Source organism: Pedobacter heparinus DSM 2366, from assembly GCF_000023825.1.
GTDB lineage: Bacteria > Bacteroidota > Bacteroidia > Sphingobacteriales > Sphingobacteriaceae > Pedobacter > Pedobacter heparinus.
Genome location: NC_013061.1, coordinates 538,645 through 560,095 on the forward strand (window position 1 = coordinate 538,645; position 21,451 = coordinate 560,095).

Here is a 21,451-nt window from a genome sequence, read left to right on the forward strand (position 1 = left end):
TTTTTAATAAAATATAACAAGAATTTTATACTAAATAAATGGTTTCGTAATTTAAAAGTGTGAAATTAGAATTCTTATTTAAGAATAAGTTTTCAAAACACACAACACAAATTATGGAATCAAGAAGAGAATTTATCAGGAAATCCCTGTTGCTATCCGGTGCTGCCGGGCTTTCAACTATGCTGCCCGCATCTATACAAAGGGCACTTGCCATTAACCCCAGGTTGGGCAGCAGCTTTCTTGATGCAGAACATATTGTGATACTCATGCAGGAAAACAGGTCGTTCGACCATTGTTTTGGTACCTTGCAGGGCGTAAGGGGTTTTAACGATCCGCGTGCAGTTACCTTACCTAATAAAAAACCTGTATGGATGCAAACCGATGCTGCAGGAAATACTTATGCCCCTTTTCGCTTAAACATTAAAGATTCTAAGGTTACCTGGATCGGTTCCCTGCCGCATTCGCGGGCAAGCCAGGTAGATGCTTATAACAAAGGCAAGTACGATGGCTGGCTGACCGCGAAAAAATCCGGCAACAAAAAATATTCGGGCATGCCTTTAACTTTAGGGCACTACAACCGGGAGGATTTGCCTTTTAACTATGCTATGGCAGATGCTTTTACGGTTTGTGACCAGAATTTTTGTTCGGGAATGACCAGCACTACACCCAACAGGTCTTTTTTCTGGACAGGTAAAATCAGTTATGACCTGGATGGATTGCAAAAGGTGAACATCAGGAATGATGATTTTAGCTATGGTAAATTGCCATGGCGCGCTTTCCCGGAGCTGCTGGAAGAAAACAATATTCCATGGAGCTTTTACCAGAACGACTTAAGCTGCGGTGGCGGTTATAAAGGCGAAGAGCGTGCCTGGCTGGCCAATTTTGGCTGTAACCTGCTGGAGTTTTTTGCTGCTTACCATGTTAAGTTCTCATCACGCTATGTAAAAAACCTGCAGAATCTGGTAGAGACCCTGCCTGAAGAGATCAATAAACTGCAGGAAGCAAGCCCTTCAAGTGAAGCCGCTGCAAAGAAGATAAAAGCCGATCTTAAAAATAAACTGGAGGCGCTGGACAATGCCGCTGCAGAACTGAAAAAATGGAGTACGGAGGAGTACAATAAGTTGTCTGATAAGCAAAAGCGCCTGTTTAAAAATGCTTTTGTGATCAATTCAGGAGATCCGGATTACCGCAGCATCACCACTTTAAGCTATAATGACGGCGACACCAAACGTGAAGTGACCGTGCCTAAGGGGGATGTGCTTTACCAGTTCAGAAAAGATGTGAATACGGGTAAATTGCCTGCCGTATCCTGGCTGGCCGGACCACAGAATTTTTCGGATCATCCCAGTGCGCCCTGGTATGGCGCATGGTATGTTTCGGAAATACTGGACATCCTGACCAAGAATCCGGAAGTCTGGAAGAAAACAATCTTTATCACTACTTACGATGAAAATGATGGTTATTTTGATCATGTAAAACCATTTTCTATCCCTGACAATAAGGTTGCTGGAACCGGCAAGGTATCTGCAGGGATTGATACAGAGGTAGAACATGTAAGGCTGGCCAATGAACTTAAACAGGGCATACCGGAAAAGGCCGCAAGAGAAGCACCTATTGGTCTCGGTTTTCGCGTGCCTATGCTGATTGCTTCGCCATGGAGCAGGGGGGGCAGGGTATGTTCAGAAGTATTTGACCATACATCTACCCTGCAATTTCTGGAAGTTTTTTTCAGTAAGAAGTTAAATAAAGAAATAAGAATTGAGAACATCAGTAAATGGCGCAGGGCGATATGCGGCGACCTGACTTCGGTGTTTACGCCTTTTAACGGGGAGAAAGCGGATCAGATAGCTTTTCTTAAAAGGGATGCTATGGTGGAAAGCATTTATAATGCTAAATTTAAAGACGACCCTTCAGGCTTTAAAAAGCTAAGCAATGGAGATGTTGCTGCTTATGTGGCCAATCCGCTTTCCGGAAAGGTTATGTCGGTACAGGAAAAGGGGATACGACCTTCCTGCGCATTGCCTTATGAGCTTTATGCCGATGGACAATTGCAGGCCGATAAGCAGAATTTTGAAATAAAGTTTAAGGCTGGTAATGCGGTTTTTGGCAAAAAAGCTGCAGGTTCTCCTTTTACCGTATATGCACCTGTTGCGTTTAGTGATGCCGAAACGGGTACGCAGGTGTGCCGGAACTGGGCTTTTGCCGCTGTAGCTGGCGATACAGTAACCTACAGCTGGCCGCTGGCAAACTTTGAAAATGGCAAATATCACCTTAAAGTCGATGGGCCAAATGGTTATCACCGGGAATATATAGGCTCGGGTAACAATCCGGATTTAACAGTGCATTGCGAATATGAGGCTGCAAATGGCAAGCTGACCGGTAACGTACTGTTAAAAGTAATCAATGCAAACCGATCAAAAAGTTATGCCATAGTGATTAAAGATCTGGGTTACCGTAAAAATGACCTTAAAAAGAACATTGCTGCGGGCAGCAATCAGGAGATTGTACTGGACCTGAAGCAGATGCATGGCTGGTACGACTTTAGTTTAAGCGTAGAGGGCGCCGAAAATTTTGTACAAAGGTATGCAGGAAGGGTAGAAACCGGTGTGGCCAGTTTCAGTGATCCGGTTATGGGAGGAATTGTTTAGTTTACTATAGCATTGATAAAGAAGAATGTTTAAATTGGTGGAAACAATAAAAACATCTTTATGGCTAAAGTACATCAATATCAGGCGACACTTACATGGGCGGGGAATAAAGGTTCGGGAACAATGGACTACCGGTCGTACGACAGAAGTTACATTATTTCTATTGCCAACAAGCCGGATATCCTGGGCTCTTCAGATTCTGCATTTCTGGGTGATAAAACGAAACATAATCCGGAAGACCTTTTGCTTGCCTCACTGTCTTCCTGCCATATGCTATGGTACCTGCACCTGTGTTCACAGCAGGAGATCATTGTAATGGAATACAAGGATACACCCATTGGGAGTATGCTGGAAAAACCTGATGGGAGCGGCCATTTTACAGAAGTTACTTTAAATCCTGTTGTGGTCATAACCGATGCATCGCAAATTGAAAAGGCAAATGCCCTGCACGAACAGGCCAATAAAATGTGCTTTATTGCCAATTCATGCAACTTTCCCATCAAACACCAGCCTAAGTGTATTGTAGAACGCGGTTAGCCTCGTTCTACATATGCTTTCAATTTGTTTAGTTTAATTTTATTTTGTTTTAAAAGTTTTAATTTAGTTATTTTAGGTATTCTTTCTTTAAAGTTTTAAACAGGAATTTTAAAGCGGACCAGATATATTAACCGGATTAGAACATGCCTGCACTACTTATGCCGAATAAACGGCGATGGTTTATTATTTTTATCATATTTCTGGCCATCGTATTTAACTATTTTGACAGGCAGATCGTATCTATTCTTAAGCCGGTTATTAAAAAAGAATTTGCGCTGAACGATGGCGGCTATGCGCTTATCCTGAATATTTTTACCGTGTGTTATGCCATTATGTATCCCGTTTCGGGCTGGCTGGTAGACAGGTTTGGCGCTAAAAAGGTCATGTTTGCAGGGATTATCGGCTGGTCGGTAGCCTGTATTGGGGGCGGTATTTCCAGGACATTTGGTCAGTTTACTTTTTTTCGTGGTTTACTCGGGATGTCAGAACCCACCAATTTTCCTGCACAGTTAAAGGTGGTTACCGTTTGGTTTCCGGGCAAACTGAGGGCTACGGCCAATAGTCTTTGTGTTGCAGGCAGTTCCATAGGTGCCATTATTGCCCCGCCATTGGTAGCCTGGCTGGCCATTACCTATAACTGGCATACTGTATTTATTGTTGCAGGGGTGGTTGGACTGATCATTGCATTGCTCTGGCTGTTGGTTTACCGCGACCCGCCTGCGGAGATTGCCCTTGAAGCTGCCGGAACTGCTAAAATTGAGGAAAGCCCTTCCTTTACCTGGAAGCAGCTGTGGGGAAGAAAAAGCTTATGGGGCATTTTGCTCATCAGGTTTGTAAGTGATCCGGTATGGTATTTTTGCCTGTTCTGGCTTCCCGGATATCTGCAGGAACAATCTGGCTTTTCCCTTGCCCAAATGGGCATGTTTGGCTGGATCCCCTTTCTGGTGGCCGACCTGGGGGCTATAGGTACAGCGGCCTGGTCGGACAGAATGGTAAGAAAAGGAAAGGAACCATTAAAGGCAAGAAAAGTGATGCTGACCAGTGTAGCTGTATTGGCGCCGCTCTGTGTGCTTACGCCTTATATTCCCAATCCCTTTGTCACCTTGTTTATTTTTAGCATTGTAGCGGTAGCTTGTTTAAGCTGGTTATTTACCATCAGCGTGGTTATAGCTGAAGCTTTTCCTGTCAAAAATGTAGCCAGTGTTTTGGGTATTGCCGGTGGTTTTGGCGCCCTGGGTGCAGTAGGCTTTAATTATTTTGTAGGTCAGTTTATGGGCACATTGGGTGCTGAAAAGATATTTATTGCCATGGCTTTCTTACATCCGGTTGCGGTATTGATACTGTGGACAATGGTAAGGCCCGAGAAGCCGGCTGTAGCTGTGGCAAAATTGGATAGTATAGCATAAGTTTTAAAATAGAATGGAAATGGAAAATAGAACGATGATTACGGAGCCGGCCAGAGATTTGCCGGTACGCCTGGACGTTGATGTATTGGTGGTTGGTGGGGGCCCTTCAGGAATCATTGCAGCCCAGGCTGCTGCTGAAGATGGGTTAAAGGTTACCCTGATCGATAGCCGGAGTTTTGTAGGGGGTAACATGACGATAGGTTTGCCGGTACTCGGTTTTCTGGGACAAAAAGGAAACCAGATCATCAAAGGCATTCCGCAGAAGTTTATAGCGCGCCTGAAAGAAAAAAATGCGGCCAGTGAACACAGGCCTTGTCCGCTGCACATGAGCCTGACCCTGGTGGAACCTGAAGCAGTAAAAAATGTGGGCCTGGAGATGCTGGTGGATAGTGGGGTGAATGTTTTGCTGTATGTATTTTTTGCGGGTGTGGTTATGGAAGGTAACGCAATTAAAGGGGTAATTATCGAAAGTAAATCGGGCAGGGAAGTTATCCTGGCCAAAACTATAATTGATTGTACTGGCGATGCCGATGTAGCCTTTAAAGCAGGGGTGCCCTGTGAGCAGGGCAATGAACATGGCGGTGCACAGCCTCCAACTTTAATGTTCTGTATGGCTGGCGTGGATACTGAAAAGTTGCGGATGTCTATTGCCCAGGAGCCCCGTACCTATTTAACCGATTTTATCCCTGCTGAATATTTCGGACAAAATAACCAGTTTATTGTAGTGGGCTTACGGAGTGTGATGGAAAAGGCCCGGGAAGCTGGGTATCATTTGCCGGTTGAGCGTACGATTTTGATCACCGGTTTGCGTGAGGGCGAAATATGGGTCAATATGTCCAGAATTAACGGTGTGGATGGTACCAATCCGGAGAGTTTAACCTATGGGGAAATTGAAGGGCGTAAACAGGTAGAGGAGATCCAGCGTTACCTGAATGAGTATGTACCCGGTTTTGAGCGGGCAGTGTTCACCAAGATGGCCCCGTTTTTGGGGATCAGGGAAACCCGTCGCATTGTGGGGCAGTATGTGTTGACTGCTGATGATATTCTGGCTTGCCGGCGCTTTGATGATGCCGTTGCGGTGGCCAGCTATCCTTTGGACATCCACCATCCTGAAGGCGGTGGCTGTACCCTCACCTGGTGCGGGGATTGTTACGACATCCCTTACCGTTCACTGATCCCGGAAAAGATAGAGAATCTGATTGTGGCAGGCAGGTGCATTTCTACTACCCACGAGGCCATGTCGGCCATCCGGGTAATGGCACCTTGTATGGCGATGGGTGAAGCTGCCGGAAGGGCTGCAAAAATGAGCATCAGAAAAGGCGTTTTACCTGCTCAGTTGAATGTGGCGGAATTGCAGGCTGAATTGCTGGAAAAGGGCGCTTACCTGAATCCAAAACAGCTGGTCACTTCATAAGTATGGTTTCAAGAAGAAATTTTATCAGGGCTGCCGGCCTGCTTGCTGCCAGCCCTGCAATAAGCAGGCTCGGCTATGCCGCTAAACCTTTGCTGCCGGCCATTGCTGCCGGAAAGCATAAAATGCTGACCTGCAACATCCGGGTCGATCTGCCTGAAGATGAGCAGGCAGGTTTTGGCTGGAATGGCCGTAAAGAGATTTGTGCCGCAATTATGCTGCAGCAAAAGCCCGATATCATTTGCATGCAGGAAGTATTGCGAAACCAGAATGAGGACCTAAAAAAGGCATTGAAAGGCTATTTTTCCTTTGGCTTTGAAGGCCCGGAAATGGATGCCTTTACAACCGGGTATCATGGCATAGCCAAAAATCCCATCTTCTTTTCAGAAAAAAGATATGAACTGCTCTCGGCTGGTGGTTACTGGTTGTCTGAAACCCCACTTATGGCCGGCAGTTTATCCTGGGATTCTGCCAGGGCCAGGAATGCCAACTGGGTAAGGCTGAAGGACAGGCAATCGGGCAAAGATTTCAGGGTAGTCAATCTGCACCTGGACCATAAAAGCCAGCCGGCCAGAGAGAAACAAATGGAGATGGTGCTCGCAGATGCAGCGCAATACCCAAGGGATTACCCCCAGCTGCTGGCAGGTGATTTTAATGCATCTGCCGAAAATAAGGTTTATGAGCTGGTGATATCAGCGAAATGGAAAGATATCTATACCACCTTGCATGGGGAAGCAGAACCCGGATATACTGTTCATCAGTTTCAGGGTGAAAACTATTCAAAAAAAGGAAAGAAGATAGATTTCATTTTTTGCAAGGGGGAGGTAACCGCTCAATCGGCAGGAATTTTAAAGGATAACGTTAAAGGTAAGTATCCAAGCGATCATTATTTTGTATCTGCTGAAGTGATGATCTGATCAGATCCGAGAAAATTAAGGTGCAATAAAAAAGCCTTTCAGAATAGCTGAAAGGCTTTTTTATTGTGGGAGATACTGGGTTCGAACCAGTGACCCCCTGCTTGTAAGGCAGGTGCTCTGAACCAGCTGAGCTAATCTCCCTCTGGGTTCTGCTCTTTTTTATTTGAAACAGCTGAGCGGCTGTTTTTGTGGGAGATACTGGGTTCGAACCAGTGACCCCCTGCTTGTAAGGCAGGTGCTCTGAACCAGCTGAGCTAATCTCCCCTTGGTTCTGCTCATTTGTTTAAAAAACCAGCTGAGCATGCTGTAAATTTATATCAAGGATCCCCTTGATTTGGGATTGCAAATATACATCCTAAAATGATTTTTGCAAAAAAAGATATCGTTTTTTACGAGAGCACATCCTCAAGGACCTGGTGCGAACGGATTTCTCCAAAAGACGCGGTATGTAAAGTGTAGTAAACCAGTATTTTATCTAGGATGGATCGTCTGGTTTTGTTTTCCAGGGTTATTTCATTTATTTTTTCAAGAGGCAAAGAAAACAGGGAAATAAATAATGCCGCATCGTCTTTATCCAGGAAATGGGCATGCACAGGGGCTGAAGATCTGAATTCCCCTTCTTGCAGATCGAAAAAACTCTGGTTACTTTTGGTTAGGGTGCTTGGTGCAAATCCCAGGAAACGGGAAAGCTTTAATAGGAAAGAAAGATGAAAATTTACGTTTAATTCTTCTGTTTCATCAAACCAGCATATCGCATTAAAAATAAAATCAAATAAATGCTCATCCGTGGTTTGCTGCCTGATGCTTTTGTACAATACTTCATTCAGGAAAAGTACAATGGTACTTTTAATGATGTCGTAAGGAATGCTGCGGAAAACCGGGGATGGCCTGAGCGCTGAAACACGCTGTATATTTGTATTGGCCTTATGGTAAACAATCATGTCTACCAGGTGCAGGGGCTGTAACATGTTCATACTGATTTTGGCCCTCGGTTTTTTAACTCCATTGATGATATAAGATTGTATGCCGAATTTTTCTGTAAAAATCTGCACGATCACACTGCTTTCACTGTATAAAGTGGTTTTTAAAACAATGCCCCTGGTTTTATGCAACATGATCAAGCAGCTTTGGAATGAATATGACGAGGCCTATAATTAAAGCAGTACCTGCAGCCAGCAATACTGCCGCTGCGGCCACATCTTTCACTATCCTGGCTTTTTCATGATAGGCAGGCGAAACGAGATCCACCAGTACTTCTATGGCTGTATTAAACAGTTCAGCAACGATCACCAGGCCCGATGCAGCGATCAGCCAGAGCCATTCGCCGGATGCCAATTGAAAATACCAGCCTGCAATGCCCGCAATAAGCACCGCTACTACGTGGAACTTAAAATTAAACTGCGTTTTAAAAGCGTAAGCAATACCTGAAAATGCATAGCTGAAGCTTTTAATAAATTTTTGCATCTTAAAGACAGATTAGGATTACAAAGTAAGGCATGCTTTCTTACATATCCAATTGTTTGTACAGAAGCTTTATCTTTGGTTAATTTTTAAAAGGAATGTCTGAAGAAAAAACCATCCTGCATCCAAGAAATAAACACCGTTCAAGATATAATTTCCCTGAACTGATCAAAACCTTACCGGAGTTGTATCCATTTGTTGCTGTCAATTCCTATGGCGGCGAATCTATCGATTTTTCTGATCCGGTAGCGGTTAAGCTATTGAATAAAGCGCTGTTAAAACATTTTTATGGAATTGACAACTGGGATATTCCAGCAAATTATCTGTGTCCGCCTATTCCGGGCAGGGCAGATTATGTGCATTACCTGGCAGATCTGCTTGCCCGGAATAATAAGGGAATTGTGCCAAAAGGCAACCGTGTAAAAGGCCTGGATATCGGCATTGGTGCAAATTGTATTTATCCGATTATTGGACTGCGGGAATACGGATGGAGTTTTGTAGGTTCGGATACAGACCAGGGAGCCATTAAGACGGCTAAAGCTATTGTTGCGGCGAATTCTTTGCTGACCGGTGCTGTAAGTTGCAGACTGCAGCCTAACCCAAAAGATATTTTTAAGGGTATTGTAAAGCCGGGAGAGCTATTCGACTTTACGATGTGCAATCCACCTTTTCATGCTTCGGCAGCTGAAGCGCAATCAGGGACCAAAAGAAAACTGCAAAATCTGGGCAAACATACAGGAAAAGAAACGGTGCTGAATTTTGGGGGCCAGCAGGCTGAATTGTGGTATGATGGTGGAGAACTCGCCTTCATCAGAAATATGATCAATGACAGCATGGCTATTGCCAATCAGTGCCTTTGGTTTAGCAGCCTGGTTTCAAAAAGCAGTAACCTGTCTTTTATCTATAAAGCGCTTCAGGGTGCCGGGGCTTTGCAGGTAAAAACAATAGAGATGGCACAGGGCCAAAAGATCAGCCGTTTTGTGGCCTGGAGCTTTTTAACTGAAGCCGCACAGCAGCAGTGGATGGGAACAAGGTGGCGCTAGTCGAGCATTAAGGGTTCATCGTCCTCATCTGTCAGGCTCAGCTGGATACTGTCTGTACCGGCAATACCTTCAATAGAACCACGGATGTGGGCGGCATTCAGCATCACCTTTTCAAGTTGTTTTTCCCTGGCTTTCCATAGTTTTTCCATAGCATCGCGCTCCCGCTGAATGGAAAGTTTCATGCTCATGAAGCCTTCACGTATGGCCTTCCATTGTTCAGAAAACTCATTACTGGTCAGGTAATCGTATAACATATGCATTTTATCGCCCCTGTTTTCCTGTGATTTTGCGGCGCTGAAGAGTTTAACGATGCCATCCCTTAAGATATAGGAAACGGCCTTTACTTCATCAAAAGAACAGATCCATACCCCATCTTTTTCTCCAAAACAATCCATTCCTTTAGGGTATGCCTGTGTTACAATTACGGCTACATCCACGCCCATACTGCGCATGTCCCTTTTCAGCTTTTCAATCCATTCCAGCGAGAAGTCCTTGGTACGTTTACTTTCATAGATGATCTTACCACATTCCTGTCCAAACTGGTTCCTGATGTGGTGCACGCAATCTGCACCCCTTACGCCTTTACCAACTTCAGTAACCAGGTCGAAGGGAAAGGCGTTGCGTAACAATTCTTCCAGGATCAGTTCCTGTACTTCGCCCTGTAGCTGCATAGAACCTTGTTCAGCTTTGCGCTTCATCTCTTCTGCAAGTTTCTTCTGATCGTCAAGCTGCTTTTCCAGTTCTTTTACCCTCAGCTGGTGTTCTGTATCCTTTAGGCTGGTTTTTTCTGCCTCCTGTTTACGGATCTGCTCTACCATTTCTGCCCGTTGTTCCTGCAGTTTGCGCTGGATCTGCAGTTCCATCTCGGCTTCCCGCTCCTTCATGGCCTGTTCTTTTTTCAGGAAGTCCAGTTCTTTTGAGCGGGCCAGCTTTAGTTTTTCTTCGCTATCTTTATTCGCGTTATCGAGCATTTGCAGCTTGTTCTCAAAATCAGCTGCAATACTTTTACGTAAATTCTCTTCTAGTATATGCTGTAACTGTTTTTTTTCTTCTTCCAGCTTTTGTTCAAAAAGCTGGGCCTGTTGTTTTTTCTGCAGTTCAAAAGCCTGTTCCTGTTGCTTTTGCTGCTGGGCAAACTCATTCAGTTTTTTGCTGTATTCCTCATCCTTTTGTTTGGTAAAAGATACCATCTTTTCGCGAAGGTCTTTCTTATACTCCTCTGCCATGACTTCCTCAATAGGGAAAGTATGTGAGCAATTAGGGCACTTTATTTCTGTCGACATATATTCGGTGTTATAGGAATTTAACGCTATCAGATCAATACAAATTTACGACTATCTCTTTACAAAAAGGCTTTCGCCAAATTTCATAGATACACTTCTGGATTCTTCTTTTTCAATCTGTATGTTCAATGAACCATCAAAATCTATCACTTCCAGTACTTTTATTTTTGTGCCTATGGTGATCTTTAGTTTTTCCAGGTACTGTAAAAAAAGAACGGAGGTATCTTTAACGGCTACAACTTTGCAGGTTTCTCCGGCCCTTACTTCTGCAAGTAAAATCTTGTCCACTATAGGGATATCTCCGTTAGCCTTCGGAATAGGGTCTCCGTGAGGATCGAATTCAGGAAAATTCAGGAACTCTTCGAGTTTGTCTACCAGTTTGGCCGAGTGGATATGTTCCAGTTGTTCGGCTACTTCATGTACCTCATCCCAGCTAAAATCCAGTTTTTCATACAGAAAGGTTTCCCAGAGCCGGTGTTTCCTCAATATGGCAATACCTTTATTTCTGCCCAGTTCTGTCAGCAATATCTTTCCGTATTTCTGATAGCTTACCAGCTCCTTTTCTTTCAGCTTTTTTAGCATATCGGTAGCTGTGGCTGGTTTTACGCCCAGGTGCGCCGCCATTTCGTTCGTACCTGCTTCCGGTCGTTCTTCGTTCTGGAAACTCAACATCAACAGGGCCTTTAAATAGTTTTCTTCAGTATAGGATAGCATGCTGCAAACTTAGATGAAATTTTCTTTTAATAAAATATTAAATATGTCAAATTATATTTGTTAGGTTTATCTAACTTTAATAGTTTTGTAAAATTGAATTTTAAATTAGATAAATAAAAAATATGCGTATTGTCCTTACTTTTGCTCTTTTTGTTAGTTATTTCCTGTCTGCTTCAGCCCAATCGGGCAGTATAGGCGGACAGGTCATTTCCGAAGGCCAGCCGCTCCAGGCGGTTACCCTGATTTTGCAGGGCAGCACTCTGGCTACAAAAACAGACAGTATGGGAAATTATGTTTTTAGCAAAATTGCCGCGGGTACATATCAAGTTCAGGCCACTGCAATTGGTTTTAGAAAAACACTTAAATCAGTTGTATTGAAAGCAGATGAGTACAGGGCACTGAATTTTGACCTCAGTAATTTTCAAAACGACCTGAATGAAGTAGTGGTTACGGGGACTTTAAAAGAGGTGAAGCGTTTGGAAAGCCCTGTTCCGGTAGAAGTATATACCCCCGCTTTTTTTAGGAAAAACCCTACACCAAGTATTTTTGAGGCACTTCAAAATGTAAACGGTGTAAGGCCGCAATTGAACTGCAACATCTGCAATACCGGGGACATTCATATCAATGGCCTGGAGGGCCCTTACACCATGATCCTGATTGATGGGATGCCTATTGTAAGCAGCTTATCAAGTGTATACGGACTTTCGGGGATCCCGAACTCACTGGTAGAACAGATAGAGATTGTTAAAGGGCCTGCATCGTCCTTATACGGAAGCGAGGCGGTAGGGGGCTTAATCAATATCATTACCAAAAAGCCGCAAAATGCCGCTTTATTTTCTGCTGATATTTTTACTACCAGTTATCAGGAATGGAATGCCGATCTGGGTTTTAAGTTTAAAGCGAATAAAAAAACAGATGTGCTGACCGGTGTAAATTACTTTAAATATGGCCATCCCGTAGACCATAACCACGATAACTTTACCGATGTGACCCTGCAGGACCGCATTTCGGTATTTCAGAAATGGAATTTTAAAAGGAAGTACAACCGGATCTTTACATTGGGTGGCAGGTATGTGTATGAAGACCGATGGGGTGGCGAGATGCAATGGAACAAATCTTACCGGGGTGGGGATCAGGTGTATGGGGAAAGCATTTATACCAACCGCTGGGAGCTGATCGGAAATTACCAGTTGCCGGCAGCTGAAAAACTATTCCTTGCTTTTTCCTATAATGAGCACAATCAGGATAGCAGGTATGGAACTACCTCTTATATTGCCAAACAGAAAATCGGCTTTGCCCAGCTAACCTGGGACAAGCAATTGCGGAACCACGACCTGCTGTTTGGCGCTGCACTGCGCTATACTTATTACGACGACAATACGCCGGCTACAACCGGATTGAACCAGGACTTAAAAAGCAATACCTGGCTGCCCGGATTTTTTGTTCAGGACGAGATCAGCCTGGCCGCGAAGCATAAATTTCTTGCGGGCTTCCGTTACGATTACAATTCTGTACACGGAAATATATTTACGCCCAGGCTGGCCTATAAATGGAGCATCAACGATAACAATATCCTGCGTTTAAATGCTGGTACAGGTTTCAGGGTAGTCAACATTTTTACGGAAGACCATGCGGCTTTAATCGGTGCCCGGGAAGTAAAAGTGGCCCATGAACTGAAACCTGAAAAGACCTATAATGTAAACCTTAATTTTTTGAAAAAGATGTATATGGAAAACGGCACTTTCTTTGGCATTGAAACCTCGGCTTTTTATACCTATTTCAATAACCGGATCATTGGTGATTTTGACAGCAATCCCAATGAAATTATTTATGACAACCTGGACGGTCATGCGGTAAGCAAAGGTTTCAGTGCAAATATGGATCTGAGCCTGAACAATGGGCTAAAGATCATCTTTGGCGGTACCTATCAGGACGTTGCTACTTATGAACATGGGCTTAAAAAGCAACAGATCCTGACGGAAAAGTTTTCCGGTAACTGGGCTGTTTCCTATAAGATTTCTCCGCTTAAGCTGAACGTCGATTATACCGGAAATATTTACAGCCCGGTGCGCCTGCCTTTATTGAGTGACACGGATCCAAGAAAAGAATATTCTCCAACCTGGAGCATTCAGAATATCCAGCTTACTTTTACTGGTTTCAAAAAGATGGAGCTGTATGGAGGGGTGAAAAATCTACTCAACTGGACACCCAATAGGGGAAATCCTTTTATCATTGCGCGTGCAAATGATCCGTTTGACAAACATCCTGAGGTAGACAACCCTTATCATCTGACTTTCGATCCTACTTACGTTTATGGGCCCAATCAAAATATAAGAGGTTTTCTGGGTATTAGATTGACAATTAAATGATGTGGAGGTTTGCCTTAAATCAATTAACTTTATGGCATGATCTACCGTACCACTTACCAGGCTGCAAGAGTTATTGCCCCAAAAATGGAAGCTATTTTTGCGCAGCATCTTAATGCGGCCAGTGAAAGCGGTGAGGAAGATCTGGCTCCGCTGCCTACAGCAAATGTAGTAGAAGCCATTATTGATGCTACTTTCTGGGCAAGTTTACGTAAAGAAGAAGGGCATTCCCCAAAAATATCTCTTGCTTTTTTACCACCGCAACAAGCCGGCAACCCCCTTCTTTTTAAACAGCGGCTGCCTTTAAACCCAGGTACACTTACTAAAATTGCACCAGGTGTAGAGCGTGCCGGTATCCACCTGGGTATCTGGATAGAAGAAGGAGAATTATATGTCTGGGGAACGACAGTCAGCATTCCTAATTTTTGTTTTGTAGTAGATGTTTCTGAACCAGCTTTACTGGTCATTAAACACCGCAGGATCTATGGTTTCGGAAAATTCACCAATCTGGCAGTTTTAAAGGGCGATCAGGTTAAGGTGGTTGATGGGCATCCGATCAGTTTACCCGATTGTCCGCCTGTGCTTTTGTCGCTGCTCGACCTCACTGCACCTTCCTACTGGAACGATTCGGTGAATGTGCTGATTCAGCTGGCCGTTTCTATGCGGGCGCATGGGCGTGGCGGTACTTTGCTGGTTGTGCCAAATGAAACCAGGAACTGGTTGCAATCCATTATCAAGCCCATACAGTATGGAATACAGCCCTCTTTCACCGGTTTGTCCAAATTGTTACAACAGGACAGAAAAGAAGCCAGCCAGATCTTTTGGCAAACAGCTCTGAAACGGGAGGTGGAACACCTGGCCGGACTTACTGCTGTTGATGGGGCGACGGTGATCAGTACAGATTATGAACTTTTGGCTTTTGGCGCTAAAATAGGCCGTGCCAAAGGCAAAGAGAATGTTGATGAACTCTCTTTCTCGGAACCGATTGTGGGGGGCGCTGCAATTGTCATGCACCCCGCAAAAGTGGGGGGTACGCGGCATCTTTCTGCTGCACAGTTTATTCATGATCAAAGGGATGCTACTGCATTGGTAGCCTCTCAGGACGGGCATTTTACCATTTATACCTGGTCGCAACACCAAAACCGGGTACAGGCACACCGGATTGATACTTTACTGCTGTAAGTTTTAAGAAAAAATTATTGCCCCAATGATCACGCTGAGGAGCAATGCGATCATTACCATGCGATCTACATTAATCCAGTCTTTTCGGCTCAGGGGTTTTTCTTTTTTTTCTTCCTTTTGCCTTGCAAAAACCTGAAGAATAGAATGGAGTTTGATTAACATAGGTAAATGTATTTAATAGATGTATTCAGATAATATCAAACTGTAAGCCATAATTCTCAAAACCTGTGGAATTGTTGATAACTTTTATTTTTTTATTTTTTCTCTGATAAAATCTGCTTTTTTTATTTCCATAATAAAATTATTGTACTGATAATCAGACTTCTAAATCTTGTTTTGTATTTTATATAGTACTATGTATTGCATATTACTATATAAAACATATAACTTTGTATAATGATAGCAGAAAATACGCAAACACAAATGCGGAAGGGCATACTGGAATACTGTGTGCTGCTTATAATATCGAGAGGTGAAATTTATGCTTCCGATATCATTACCGAATTGAAACAGGCTAAACTGTTGGTAGTAGAGGGTACGCTTTATCCACTGCTTACCCGCCTAAAGAACAATGGTTTACTGAGCTACAATTGGGTAGAGTCTACTTCCGGACCACCACGTAAATATTACGTGCTCACTGAAGATGGCAAGGCCATTTTGAAACAGCTTGACAATACCTGGCAGGAACTGGCTTATGCCATCAATACTTCAAAAAAAGTGGCTGACCAGAATTCAAAGGATCAATTAATTTAACCAGACCATGAAGAAAACACACAACATAAATATTGGGAACTCTATTGTTCATATAGAAGAGGACGCCTACGAAATGCTTACCCTTTACCTGAACGAAGTGAAGCAGCATTTTGCAAGGAATGCAGACGATTTTGAGATTGTAAAGGATATTGAGAATAGGATAGCCGAAATGTTTGCCGAAATGCTTGCTGCACAGCAAAAGCAGGTGATCAGTACAGCAGATGTGCAGGCTGTAATTCAACAGATGGGTTCTGTAAAGGATTTTGAAAACTCTGAAGAATCCGATGAGGGTTATACGGCCCCGCCAGAATTTGACCCGATTAAAAAACTATACAGGGATACAGACCAGGCCATGATAGCTGGTGTTTGTGCAGGTATGGCGCATTACCTGGATATAGACGTGAAGTGGACCAGACTGTTTACTTTTCTGATCATTTTTCTTTTCGGGGCAGGTATACTGGCCTATATCATTTTCTGGATCATGGTACCCAAGGCTACAACCAGATTTGAACGCATGTCTATGTATGGCGAAGAACCTACCCTTCGCGGCTTTGCCAACAGTCAGCACCCCCTCGTTAAACAGTCGCGCGGCTTTATTGCCGAATTTTTTGATGTGCTGGCCAACTTTCTCCAGGGTAGTGGTAAGCTGATCCTTAAAATTATTGCAGTGGGCATAGCCATTTTTGGATCGATGGTATTGTTAGGCCTTATTGTGACCATCGCTGCTTTATTTGGCTTCTGGGATGCCAATGTGTTTACTTATTTTCCACTGAACATCATTAACCAGGAATATATTCCGGCCATTTTCTTAGCCTTCTTTACAGTAATCGGCATACCTGTTCTGGCCCTTATCCTGTTTTCTATACGCGTGGCCTTCAATGGCAGGGCCATTCATAAAACCTTTTCTTTTGGTTTACTTATCGTCTGGCTTGGCGGTGTGGTGTTCAGCATCTTTTATATCGCTAAAATATCTTCTGAATTTAAAGAGCATGCCGAGTTTACGCAGGTGACTGAATTTAAACCTTATAAAGTCTATACCCTGGAGATCGACAGGTCGCGCTTTTTTACGAAGGAAGACAGCCTGAACTATCGGATAGATCCTAAGGATTATAAGGGAAGAAGAATCTTAAATGAACTTGATGGGGCTTTTGACATTCCCAGAAACATTAAACTGAAGATTGAAAAAAGTGAGGATGGTAAAGTGACTTTGGTCCAGAATTATAAATCTCAGGGAAAGACTTTTGAAATTGCCCTGCAGCATGCCAAGAACATTCAATACAACTACCTGCAGCAGGATTCCCTGCTTACCTTTAGCCCGATACTACAACTCAAGCCTGGACTGAACTGGCGCGGACAGGAAATAGAGCTGCTGCTTAAGGTTCCTGCAGGTACCATTTTGAACATCAGGCGCGAACTTGAATGGTACCTTGCCGGTTACGACTATGGGCGTTGCAATGAAGAGGCAAGAGGTGACCAATACAACGAATGGATCATGACCCCATCTGGCCTGGAATGTAAAAATCCAGTTGTGGCGCCTTCAAAACACGAAGATTAATTATTTAACAGTATAGCGGTAGACATAGCGGCCAATATTGCCATGCTTGTCTACCCCTTCAATTACAGCCTTATAAGTGCCCTTGCCATCTGCATTGTAAAACTCGAATGAAAGTCCCCCTTCAGCCGTGGTAACCACCTTAGGGTTCCAGTAAATGGTGGTCCGCAGGTCGTTAAAGTTATAGGTAGCAGCAGCGTTCACGTATTTCGGAGAATAGAATTCACGCTGTTTGCTGTAGCCTTTAGGTTTAAGCTTTAATACACTTGGGTCAGGAATCAGCTTTTTAAACTCTTCCATACTCATTTTGGTTCCCTTAGGAATTTTCTTGGTATTGATGACCAGTACACCATTGGTATTGTACATCCTGTTTACCGTACCCAGTTCGTCTTTTGTAAATACCTCTACATTTTCCACATCAGCAGCCTGTACACTGGAAAGTCCAAAGTAATCAATTGGCATGCCGTTCAAAAATATCTGTACAGGGACCCTGCTACCTTGCTGGTAATCCCTGCTTACATAAAAATTGTTCTCGTAAAAGGTTAAACCTGTAGCCATGCTCTGTAAACAAAGTGCCAGAATGTTACATCCCGAGAAACGTTCACCCTCTATGACAGTTCCTGAAATGGAGCTGAGACCCGATAAGGCGGGATAATCAGCATGACTGGGCCTTTTGGCTTTAGCGCCTTCAATTTTTACCTCTTTAAGCGTACGGAGGTAGTTGTATTTTCTTTTGCTGTTGTTCAGGTAGGAGGACATGGTACTGTCAATGTTGCTGATCTCATCAGCAGGATAAGGATTGCCGGATACCTGCGGGGCTGGCTGTCCATCCAGCATGATCATCGGCCCCTGTCCGTTAACACTATATTTTGCGTTGATCACTACATCTGATGAATCCTGAAAAGTAAGGTTCTGAAAGGCAAAGATTCCGGAAGGACTGGTTTGTATTTCTGCTGCCTGGGTGGTTCCGGGAACCGTTAAGCGCAATATCCCTTTTCTTACGGGCATACCCGTCCTGTCCCTCAGGGTTCCCGTCAAAGTCATACTTTGTTCAGGTAAAAAGGTAATCGGCGGATATTTATTGGCCAGGATCTCCTTATAGGCATAACGGCGAAAGCCCTGCGTCAGCATCAGTACATCCAGATCGGCCAGCTTCTTCGCATTGGTTTTGTTGAAATAATAATTTGGTTTTTCTACATAACCCTTCAGGTCAGAAGTCAATAACAATGAACTTAAAATGGTGATCTCTGAATTCTCGTCTACCGGAACTTTTTGCTCATCGGTAACAGCGATTGAGAAAAATCCTTCCGACAGCTGTGCACCATTTTTGGCGGTTACAGCAAGTTTAACTTTCTGGCGTGGTTTGTAAGTTGGCAAATCACTTTTAAGGCCCAGTTTCAGCCCATCCGGCTGATAGTTAAAGGCCAGCCTTTCACTCACCGGCTCACCGGCCTCATTAAACAAAGTGATCTGAACAATGCCTGCCGGAAATTTATCTTTAGGGATCTTTGCTGTAGTTACCTGTGTATTTAACCGGGTTTTTGCAGCGTAATAGATAATGGCACCATTAGTGGCTACTATAAAGAAAGTTTTGCCTTTACCGGCCTGAAAGTAGGCGTCGTTGGCAATGATCTTTAAATTAAAAGCAGTAGAATCTGTATTGTTTACCTGGGCTGTTATCCCGGATGCTATACTTTTAGGCAGGTCGAAGCTTTTGGTACTGCCATCATTAAAAGTAACATTTGCTTTATAAGATTTTCCTGCTTCTGCATTGATGTAAAAAGAACCCATACCCAGGTGGGTAGAACTAAAATCGATGAGCTTATTGCCCCCCTCATCTGTCACGCTACCTTTCAGATCAATGCCCTGCCCTTTGCCGTTAATGGCTTTAAAGCCGATACGTGAAGCAATGCCCGTAATCAGTTCGCCCCCTTCCGGAAAGAACTGGAGGTCGTTGGCTGCAGCAGTTACAGGTTTAAACTTAAAAGAATTGGTAACTATGTCTTTCTCTGTAAGACTAAGATCGGTGATCAGTTCTCCGTTTTTAATCTTTTCGCTCTTGCGGGGATCTATCTTGATCCTTAAAATTCCATTCTGGTCCGTTGTGCCTTTACCTTTTGCAATAACATCATAATTCGACAGCACTCTCCAGTTTACTGCTTTGTTGGTTTGCACTACATTGTCGCGGTTTTTAAACTGAATGGTCGCATCTATGACCTGGCTTTTGTCGGTCTCGGTAGCTTTATAACTAAAATGGGTGTTCAATTGTTTATCAATCGCCTCGCCAATGGCCATGTTCTTACTAAAAAAATAGTCCTCTCCAAAGTTCAGCATCCAAAGGGTATAAGCTTTTATGTAATAGTTCCCCTGCTGGTAAGTACCCACATTAAGCGGTATATTTCCGTAGGCCATACCACCCAGAACCGGTAGTTTTAAACTCTGTACCAGGGAGTCGCGGTCGTTGATCACATCAACATAAACGATTTTGCTAAGTTGGGAAAGCAGATTTTGTTCCATGGTAAGGTAGGCCTTAAACCAGATGGTATCTGCCACACTGTAATAAGGTTTATCAAAATGGAGGTATACCTTTTCTACAGGCCGCTCATCGGTCAGTTTTTTTGTTTTCTTTATGATGTTGTCTAAAACAACGCTATCCTGTTGCGCAAAGGCTGAAAACTGCAGGGTAGTAAAAAATATCAGAAAGGCAATTGTAAATTTTATAAATCTCATCAAACTGGGTATGTACAATTAATATTGCTAATATATTCATTTATGGAATGAATAGGTTAATAACCTTGCATCTTTAACATTTTTTGACAGTTAATTATTTTTTATTATGCATGCATAGTTATATATTAGCTAAAACATACCTCAGGCAAATATTGTTGTAAGGTATAATGAACAGATTTTTTTATTAACTAACCTAATTCCTAACAAAATCCATCTCTAACACAAATACCAATGAAGACAATTTTACTGAGTTTTTTACTGATAATTCCTGTATTGGGGTTCTCACAATCGTTCCAGGTTAACCTTCAGGGACAAAAGCAAACTGCAATGGGCGGCGCTGGTGCAGGTCTGGCACTCGACGAAGCTGCTGTATTTTTTAATCCGGGAGCGGTCTCTTTTCTCAAACAAAACGGGGTGCAGGCGGGGGCACATGCCATTTTCCTTAAAACGGCCTTTAACGAAACCGGCTCGCCGCTAACCGAGTACAATAAAAACAAGGTGCCGACACCTTTTGCAGCCTATGCTGTTTTTGGTTCGCCGGAAGGTCGTCTACGTTTCGGAATTGGCGCCTATACACCTTTTGGGGGTGCCATGCACTGGAACGAAGACTGGACAGGAAAATATACGGTTACTTCGCTTGATCTGCGTGCCATTTATATACAGCCTACCATCAGTTTAAAAATTACCGACAATATAGGTATTGGTGGTGGTTTGGTTTATGCACTGGGGCATGTAGACCTTAAGAAAGCCATACCTTATACAAATAACGGACAACAGACCACTGCCCAGTTAAAAGGCGATTCAAAAGATTTTGGCTGGAATGCCGGTATCTTTATCAAAACTGTCTCAGGAGTGTCTGTTGGTGTTACCCACCGTTCGCAGGTAACGGCCAAAGTAGAAAATGGAGAGGCCAATTTCTTTAATCCACCAGCTTCGGTTGTTCCATTGCTGCCCACTAAGTTTAATGCAACTTTACCCCTGCCCGCTACCAGTACCGTTGGCTTTGGCTTTTACCCTTCGGCAAAAACAACCATTGCACTGGACGTGAACTGGGTATGGTGGCATACTTATAAAGACCTGGGTTTTTATTATGACAATGGTACACAAACCGTATCGCCACGCAATTATCACGACGCTGCCACTTTTCGTGCAGGCATCCAAAATGAGACTACCTCTTTCTTAACCTTAAGGGCAGGTGTGGGTTATGCCTTATCTCCTGTCGGAGAAGGCTATGTTACGCCGGAAGTACCCGATGCAAACAGGTTATTGTTAAGTGCGGGTATTGGTCTTAAACCATCTGAGCGGTTCAATATTGATTTTTCTTTTCTGTATGAAAACGTAAAATCCAGAACTGAGACCAATATAGAGACCAACCTGAGCGGTACATTTAAAACCGTAGCCTATATCCCGGGGATGGCTTTATCTTATAAATTTTAATTTTCAAAAAG

At 43.5% G+C, this 21,451-nt stretch carries 17 protein-coding genes and 2 tRNA genes; 11 read left to right on the forward strand and 8 right to left on the reverse strand.

What is annotated here, in order from left to right:
- Positions 1–113 precede the first annotated feature (113 nt).
- From PHEP_RS02265 to PHEP_RS02285, 5 genes are all read left to right on the forward strand, one after another.
- The gene (locus PHEP_RS02265; protein ID WP_012780631.1) at positions 114–2,648 is read left to right on the forward strand and encodes a phosphocholine-specific phospholipase C; all 2,535 of its coding nucleotides are present in this window, start codon (positions 114–116) and stop codon (positions 2,646–2,648) included.
- A 60-nt stretch (positions 2,649–2,708) separates the two neighbouring features.
- Complete coding sequence (locus PHEP_RS02270; RefSeq protein WP_012780632.1) at positions 2,709–3,185, forward strand: OsmC family protein; 477 nt, start codon at positions 2,709–2,711, stop codon at positions 3,183–3,185.
- 143 nt (positions 3,186–3,328) lie between these two features.
- A complete protein-coding gene (locus PHEP_RS02275) occupies positions 3,329–4,591 on the forward strand; it encodes an MFS transporter (protein ID WP_036675106.1) in 1,263 nt (420 codons plus the stop codon).
- 19 nt (positions 4,592–4,610) lie between these two features.
- Entirely contained in the window at positions 4,611–6,005 is a 1,395-nt protein-coding gene (locus tag PHEP_RS02280; RefSeq protein WP_036675438.1) for an FAD-dependent oxidoreductase, read from the forward strand.
- A gap of 2 nt (positions 6,006–6,007) precedes the next feature.
- Positions 6,008–6,919, forward strand: coding sequence for an endonuclease/exonuclease/phosphatase family protein (locus tag PHEP_RS02285; protein ID WP_012780635.1), 912 nt, complete (start codon positions 6,008–6,010; stop codon positions 6,917–6,919).
- A gap of 66 nt (positions 6,920–6,985) precedes the next feature.
- On the opposite strand, the gene PHEP_RS02290 is transcribed toward PHEP_RS02285, so the two are convergent.
- From PHEP_RS02290 to PHEP_RS02305, 4 genes are all read right to left on the reverse strand, one after another.
- Positions 6,986–7,060 (reverse strand) — tRNA-Val (locus tag PHEP_RS02290).
- Between the two features lie 48 nt (positions 7,061–7,108).
- Positions 7,109–7,183, reverse strand: a tRNA-Val gene (locus tag PHEP_RS02295).
- A gap of 125 nt (positions 7,184–7,308) precedes the next feature.
- Positions 7,309–8,034, reverse strand: a complete 726-nt coding sequence (gene recO / locus PHEP_RS02300; RefSeq protein ID WP_012780636.1) for a DNA repair protein RecO — start codon at positions 8,032–8,034, stop codon at positions 7,309–7,311.
- Positions 8,024–8,383, reverse strand: coding sequence for a diacylglycerol kinase family protein (locus tag PHEP_RS02305; protein WP_012780637.1), 360 nt, complete (start codon positions 8,381–8,383; stop codon positions 8,024–8,026). Before PHEP_RS02305 ends, recO begins: the two co-directional genes overlap by 11 nt.
- Positions 8,384–8,478: 95 nt before the next feature.
- Here PHEP_RS02305 and rlmF point away from each other — a divergent pair, with 95 nt between their 5' ends.
- Positions 8,479–9,423, forward strand: coding sequence for a 23S rRNA (adenine(1618)-N(6))-methyltransferase RlmF (rlmF, locus tag PHEP_RS02310; RefSeq protein WP_012780638.1), 945 nt, complete (start codon positions 8,479–8,481; stop codon positions 9,421–9,423).
- On the opposite strand, the gene PHEP_RS02315 is transcribed toward rlmF, so the two are convergent.
- Together PHEP_RS02315 and PHEP_RS02320 are read right to left on the reverse strand one after the other, a co-directional pair.
- Complete coding sequence (locus PHEP_RS02315) at positions 9,420–10,706, reverse strand: DUF2130 domain-containing protein (RefSeq protein ID WP_036675108.1); 1,287 nt, start codon at positions 10,704–10,706, stop codon at positions 9,420–9,422. The two genes, rlmF and PHEP_RS02315, sit on opposite strands and share 4 nt — an antisense overlap.
- Positions 10,707–10,757: 51 nt before the next feature.
- Positions 10,758–11,420 (reverse strand): metal-dependent transcriptional regulator, encoded by a 663-nt coding sequence (locus tag PHEP_RS02320; RefSeq protein ID WP_012780640.1) that lies wholly within the window; start codon positions 11,418–11,420, stop codon positions 10,758–10,760.
- A 122-nt stretch (positions 11,421–11,542) separates the two neighbouring features.
- Here PHEP_RS02320 and PHEP_RS02325 point away from each other — a divergent pair, with 122 nt between their 5' ends.
- Together PHEP_RS02325 and PHEP_RS02330 are read left to right on the forward strand one after the other, a co-directional pair.
- Entirely contained in the window at positions 11,543–13,789 is a 2,247-nt protein-coding gene (locus PHEP_RS02325; protein WP_012780641.1) for a TonB-dependent receptor, read from the forward strand.
- A 36-nt stretch (positions 13,790–13,825) separates the two neighbouring features.
- Positions 13,826–14,968 (forward strand): putative sensor domain DACNV-containing protein, encoded by a 1,143-nt coding sequence (locus tag PHEP_RS02330; RefSeq protein WP_012780642.1) that lies wholly within the window; start codon positions 13,826–13,828, stop codon positions 14,966–14,968.
- Positions 14,969–14,971: 3 nt separating this feature from the next.
- On the opposite strand, the gene PHEP_RS22135 is transcribed toward PHEP_RS02330, so the two are convergent.
- Positions 14,972–15,130: a hypothetical protein gene (locus PHEP_RS22135; protein WP_012780643.1), complete on the reverse strand. Its 159-nt coding sequence runs from the start codon at positions 15,128–15,130 to the stop codon at positions 14,972–14,974.
- Positions 15,131–15,364: 234 nt separating this feature from the next.
- On the opposite strand from PHEP_RS22135, the gene PHEP_RS02335 reads away from it, so the two are divergent.
- Positions 15,365–15,721: a PadR family transcriptional regulator gene (locus PHEP_RS02335; RefSeq protein ID WP_012780644.1), complete on the forward strand. Its 357-nt coding sequence runs from the start codon at positions 15,365–15,367 to the stop codon at positions 15,719–15,721.
- 7 nt (positions 15,722–15,728) lie between these two features.
- A complete protein-coding gene (locus PHEP_RS02340; RefSeq protein ID WP_012780645.1) occupies positions 15,729–17,276 on the forward strand; it encodes a PspC domain-containing protein in 1,548 nt (515 codons plus the stop codon).
- Here PHEP_RS02340 and PHEP_RS02345 read toward each other — a convergent pair whose 3' ends face one another.
- A complete protein-coding gene (locus PHEP_RS02345) occupies positions 17,277–20,003 on the reverse strand; it encodes a hypothetical protein (protein WP_012780646.1) in 2,727 nt (908 codons plus the stop codon). It abuts the gene before it with no gap.
- Positions 20,004–20,234: 231 nt separating this feature from the next.
- Between PHEP_RS02345 and PHEP_RS02350 the strand changes: the two genes are divergently transcribed.
- Positions 20,235–21,440, forward strand: a complete 1,206-nt coding sequence (locus PHEP_RS02350) for an OmpP1/FadL family transporter (protein ID WP_012780647.1) — start codon at positions 20,235–20,237, stop codon at positions 21,438–21,440.
- Positions 21,441–21,451: the final 11 nt, after the last annotated feature.

Excerpts from the sequence above, each read along its gene's own strand:
- PHEP_RS02265 (WP_012780631.1), top strand. The coding sequence starts at position 114 with ATGGAATCAAGAAGAGAATTTATCAGGAAATCCCTGTTGCTATCCGGT.
- PHEP_RS02270 (WP_012780632.1), top strand. The coding sequence starts at position 2,709 with ATGGCTAAAGTACATCAATATCAGGCGACACTTACATGGGCGGGGAAT.
- PHEP_RS02275 (WP_036675106.1), top strand. The coding sequence starts at position 3,329 with ATGCCTGCACTACTTATGCCGAATAAACGGCGATGGTTTATTATTTTT.
- PHEP_RS02280 (WP_036675438.1), top strand. The coding sequence starts at position 4,611 with ATGGAAAATAGAACGATGATTACGGAGCCGGCCAGAGATTTGCCGGTA.
- PHEP_RS02285 (WP_012780635.1), top strand. The coding sequence starts at position 6,008 with ATGGTTTCAAGAAGAAATTTTATCAGGGCTGCCGGCCTGCTTGCTGCC.
- recO (WP_012780636.1), bottom strand. The coding sequence starts at position 8,034 with ATGTTGCATAAAACCAGGGGCATTGTTTTAAAAACCACTTTATACAGT.
- PHEP_RS02305 (WP_012780637.1), bottom strand. The coding sequence starts at position 8,383 with ATGCAAAAATTTATTAAAAGCTTCAGCTATGCATTTTCAGGTATTGCT.
- rlmF (WP_012780638.1), top strand. The coding sequence starts at position 8,479 with ATGTCTGAAGAAAAAACCATCCTGCATCCAAGAAATAAACACCGTTCA.
- PHEP_RS02315 (WP_036675108.1), bottom strand. The coding sequence starts at position 10,706 with ATGTCGACAGAAATAAAGTGCCCTAATTGCTCACATACTTTCCCTATT.
- PHEP_RS02320 (WP_012780640.1), bottom strand. The coding sequence starts at position 11,420 with ATGCTATCCTATACTGAAGAAAACTATTTAAAGGCCCTGTTGATGTTG.
- PHEP_RS02325 (WP_012780641.1), top strand. The coding sequence starts at position 11,543 with ATGCGTATTGTCCTTACTTTTGCTCTTTTTGTTAGTTATTTCCTGTCT.
- PHEP_RS02330 (WP_012780642.1), top strand. The coding sequence starts at position 13,826 with ATGATCTACCGTACCACTTACCAGGCTGCAAGAGTTATTGCCCCAAAA.
- PHEP_RS22135 (WP_012780643.1), bottom strand. The coding sequence starts at position 15,130 with ATGTTAATCAAACTCCATTCTATTCTTCAGGTTTTTGCAAGGCAAAAG.
- PHEP_RS02335 (WP_012780644.1), top strand. The coding sequence starts at position 15,365 with ATGATAGCAGAAAATACGCAAACACAAATGCGGAAGGGCATACTGGAA.
- PHEP_RS02340 (WP_012780645.1), top strand. The coding sequence starts at position 15,729 with ATGAAGAAAACACACAACATAAATATTGGGAACTCTATTGTTCATATA.
- PHEP_RS02345 (WP_012780646.1), bottom strand. The coding sequence starts at position 20,003 with ATGAGATTTATAAAATTTACAATTGCCTTTCTGATATTTTTTACTACC.
- PHEP_RS02350 (WP_012780647.1), top strand. The coding sequence starts at position 20,235 with ATGAAGACAATTTTACTGAGTTTTTTACTGATAATTCCTGTATTGGGG.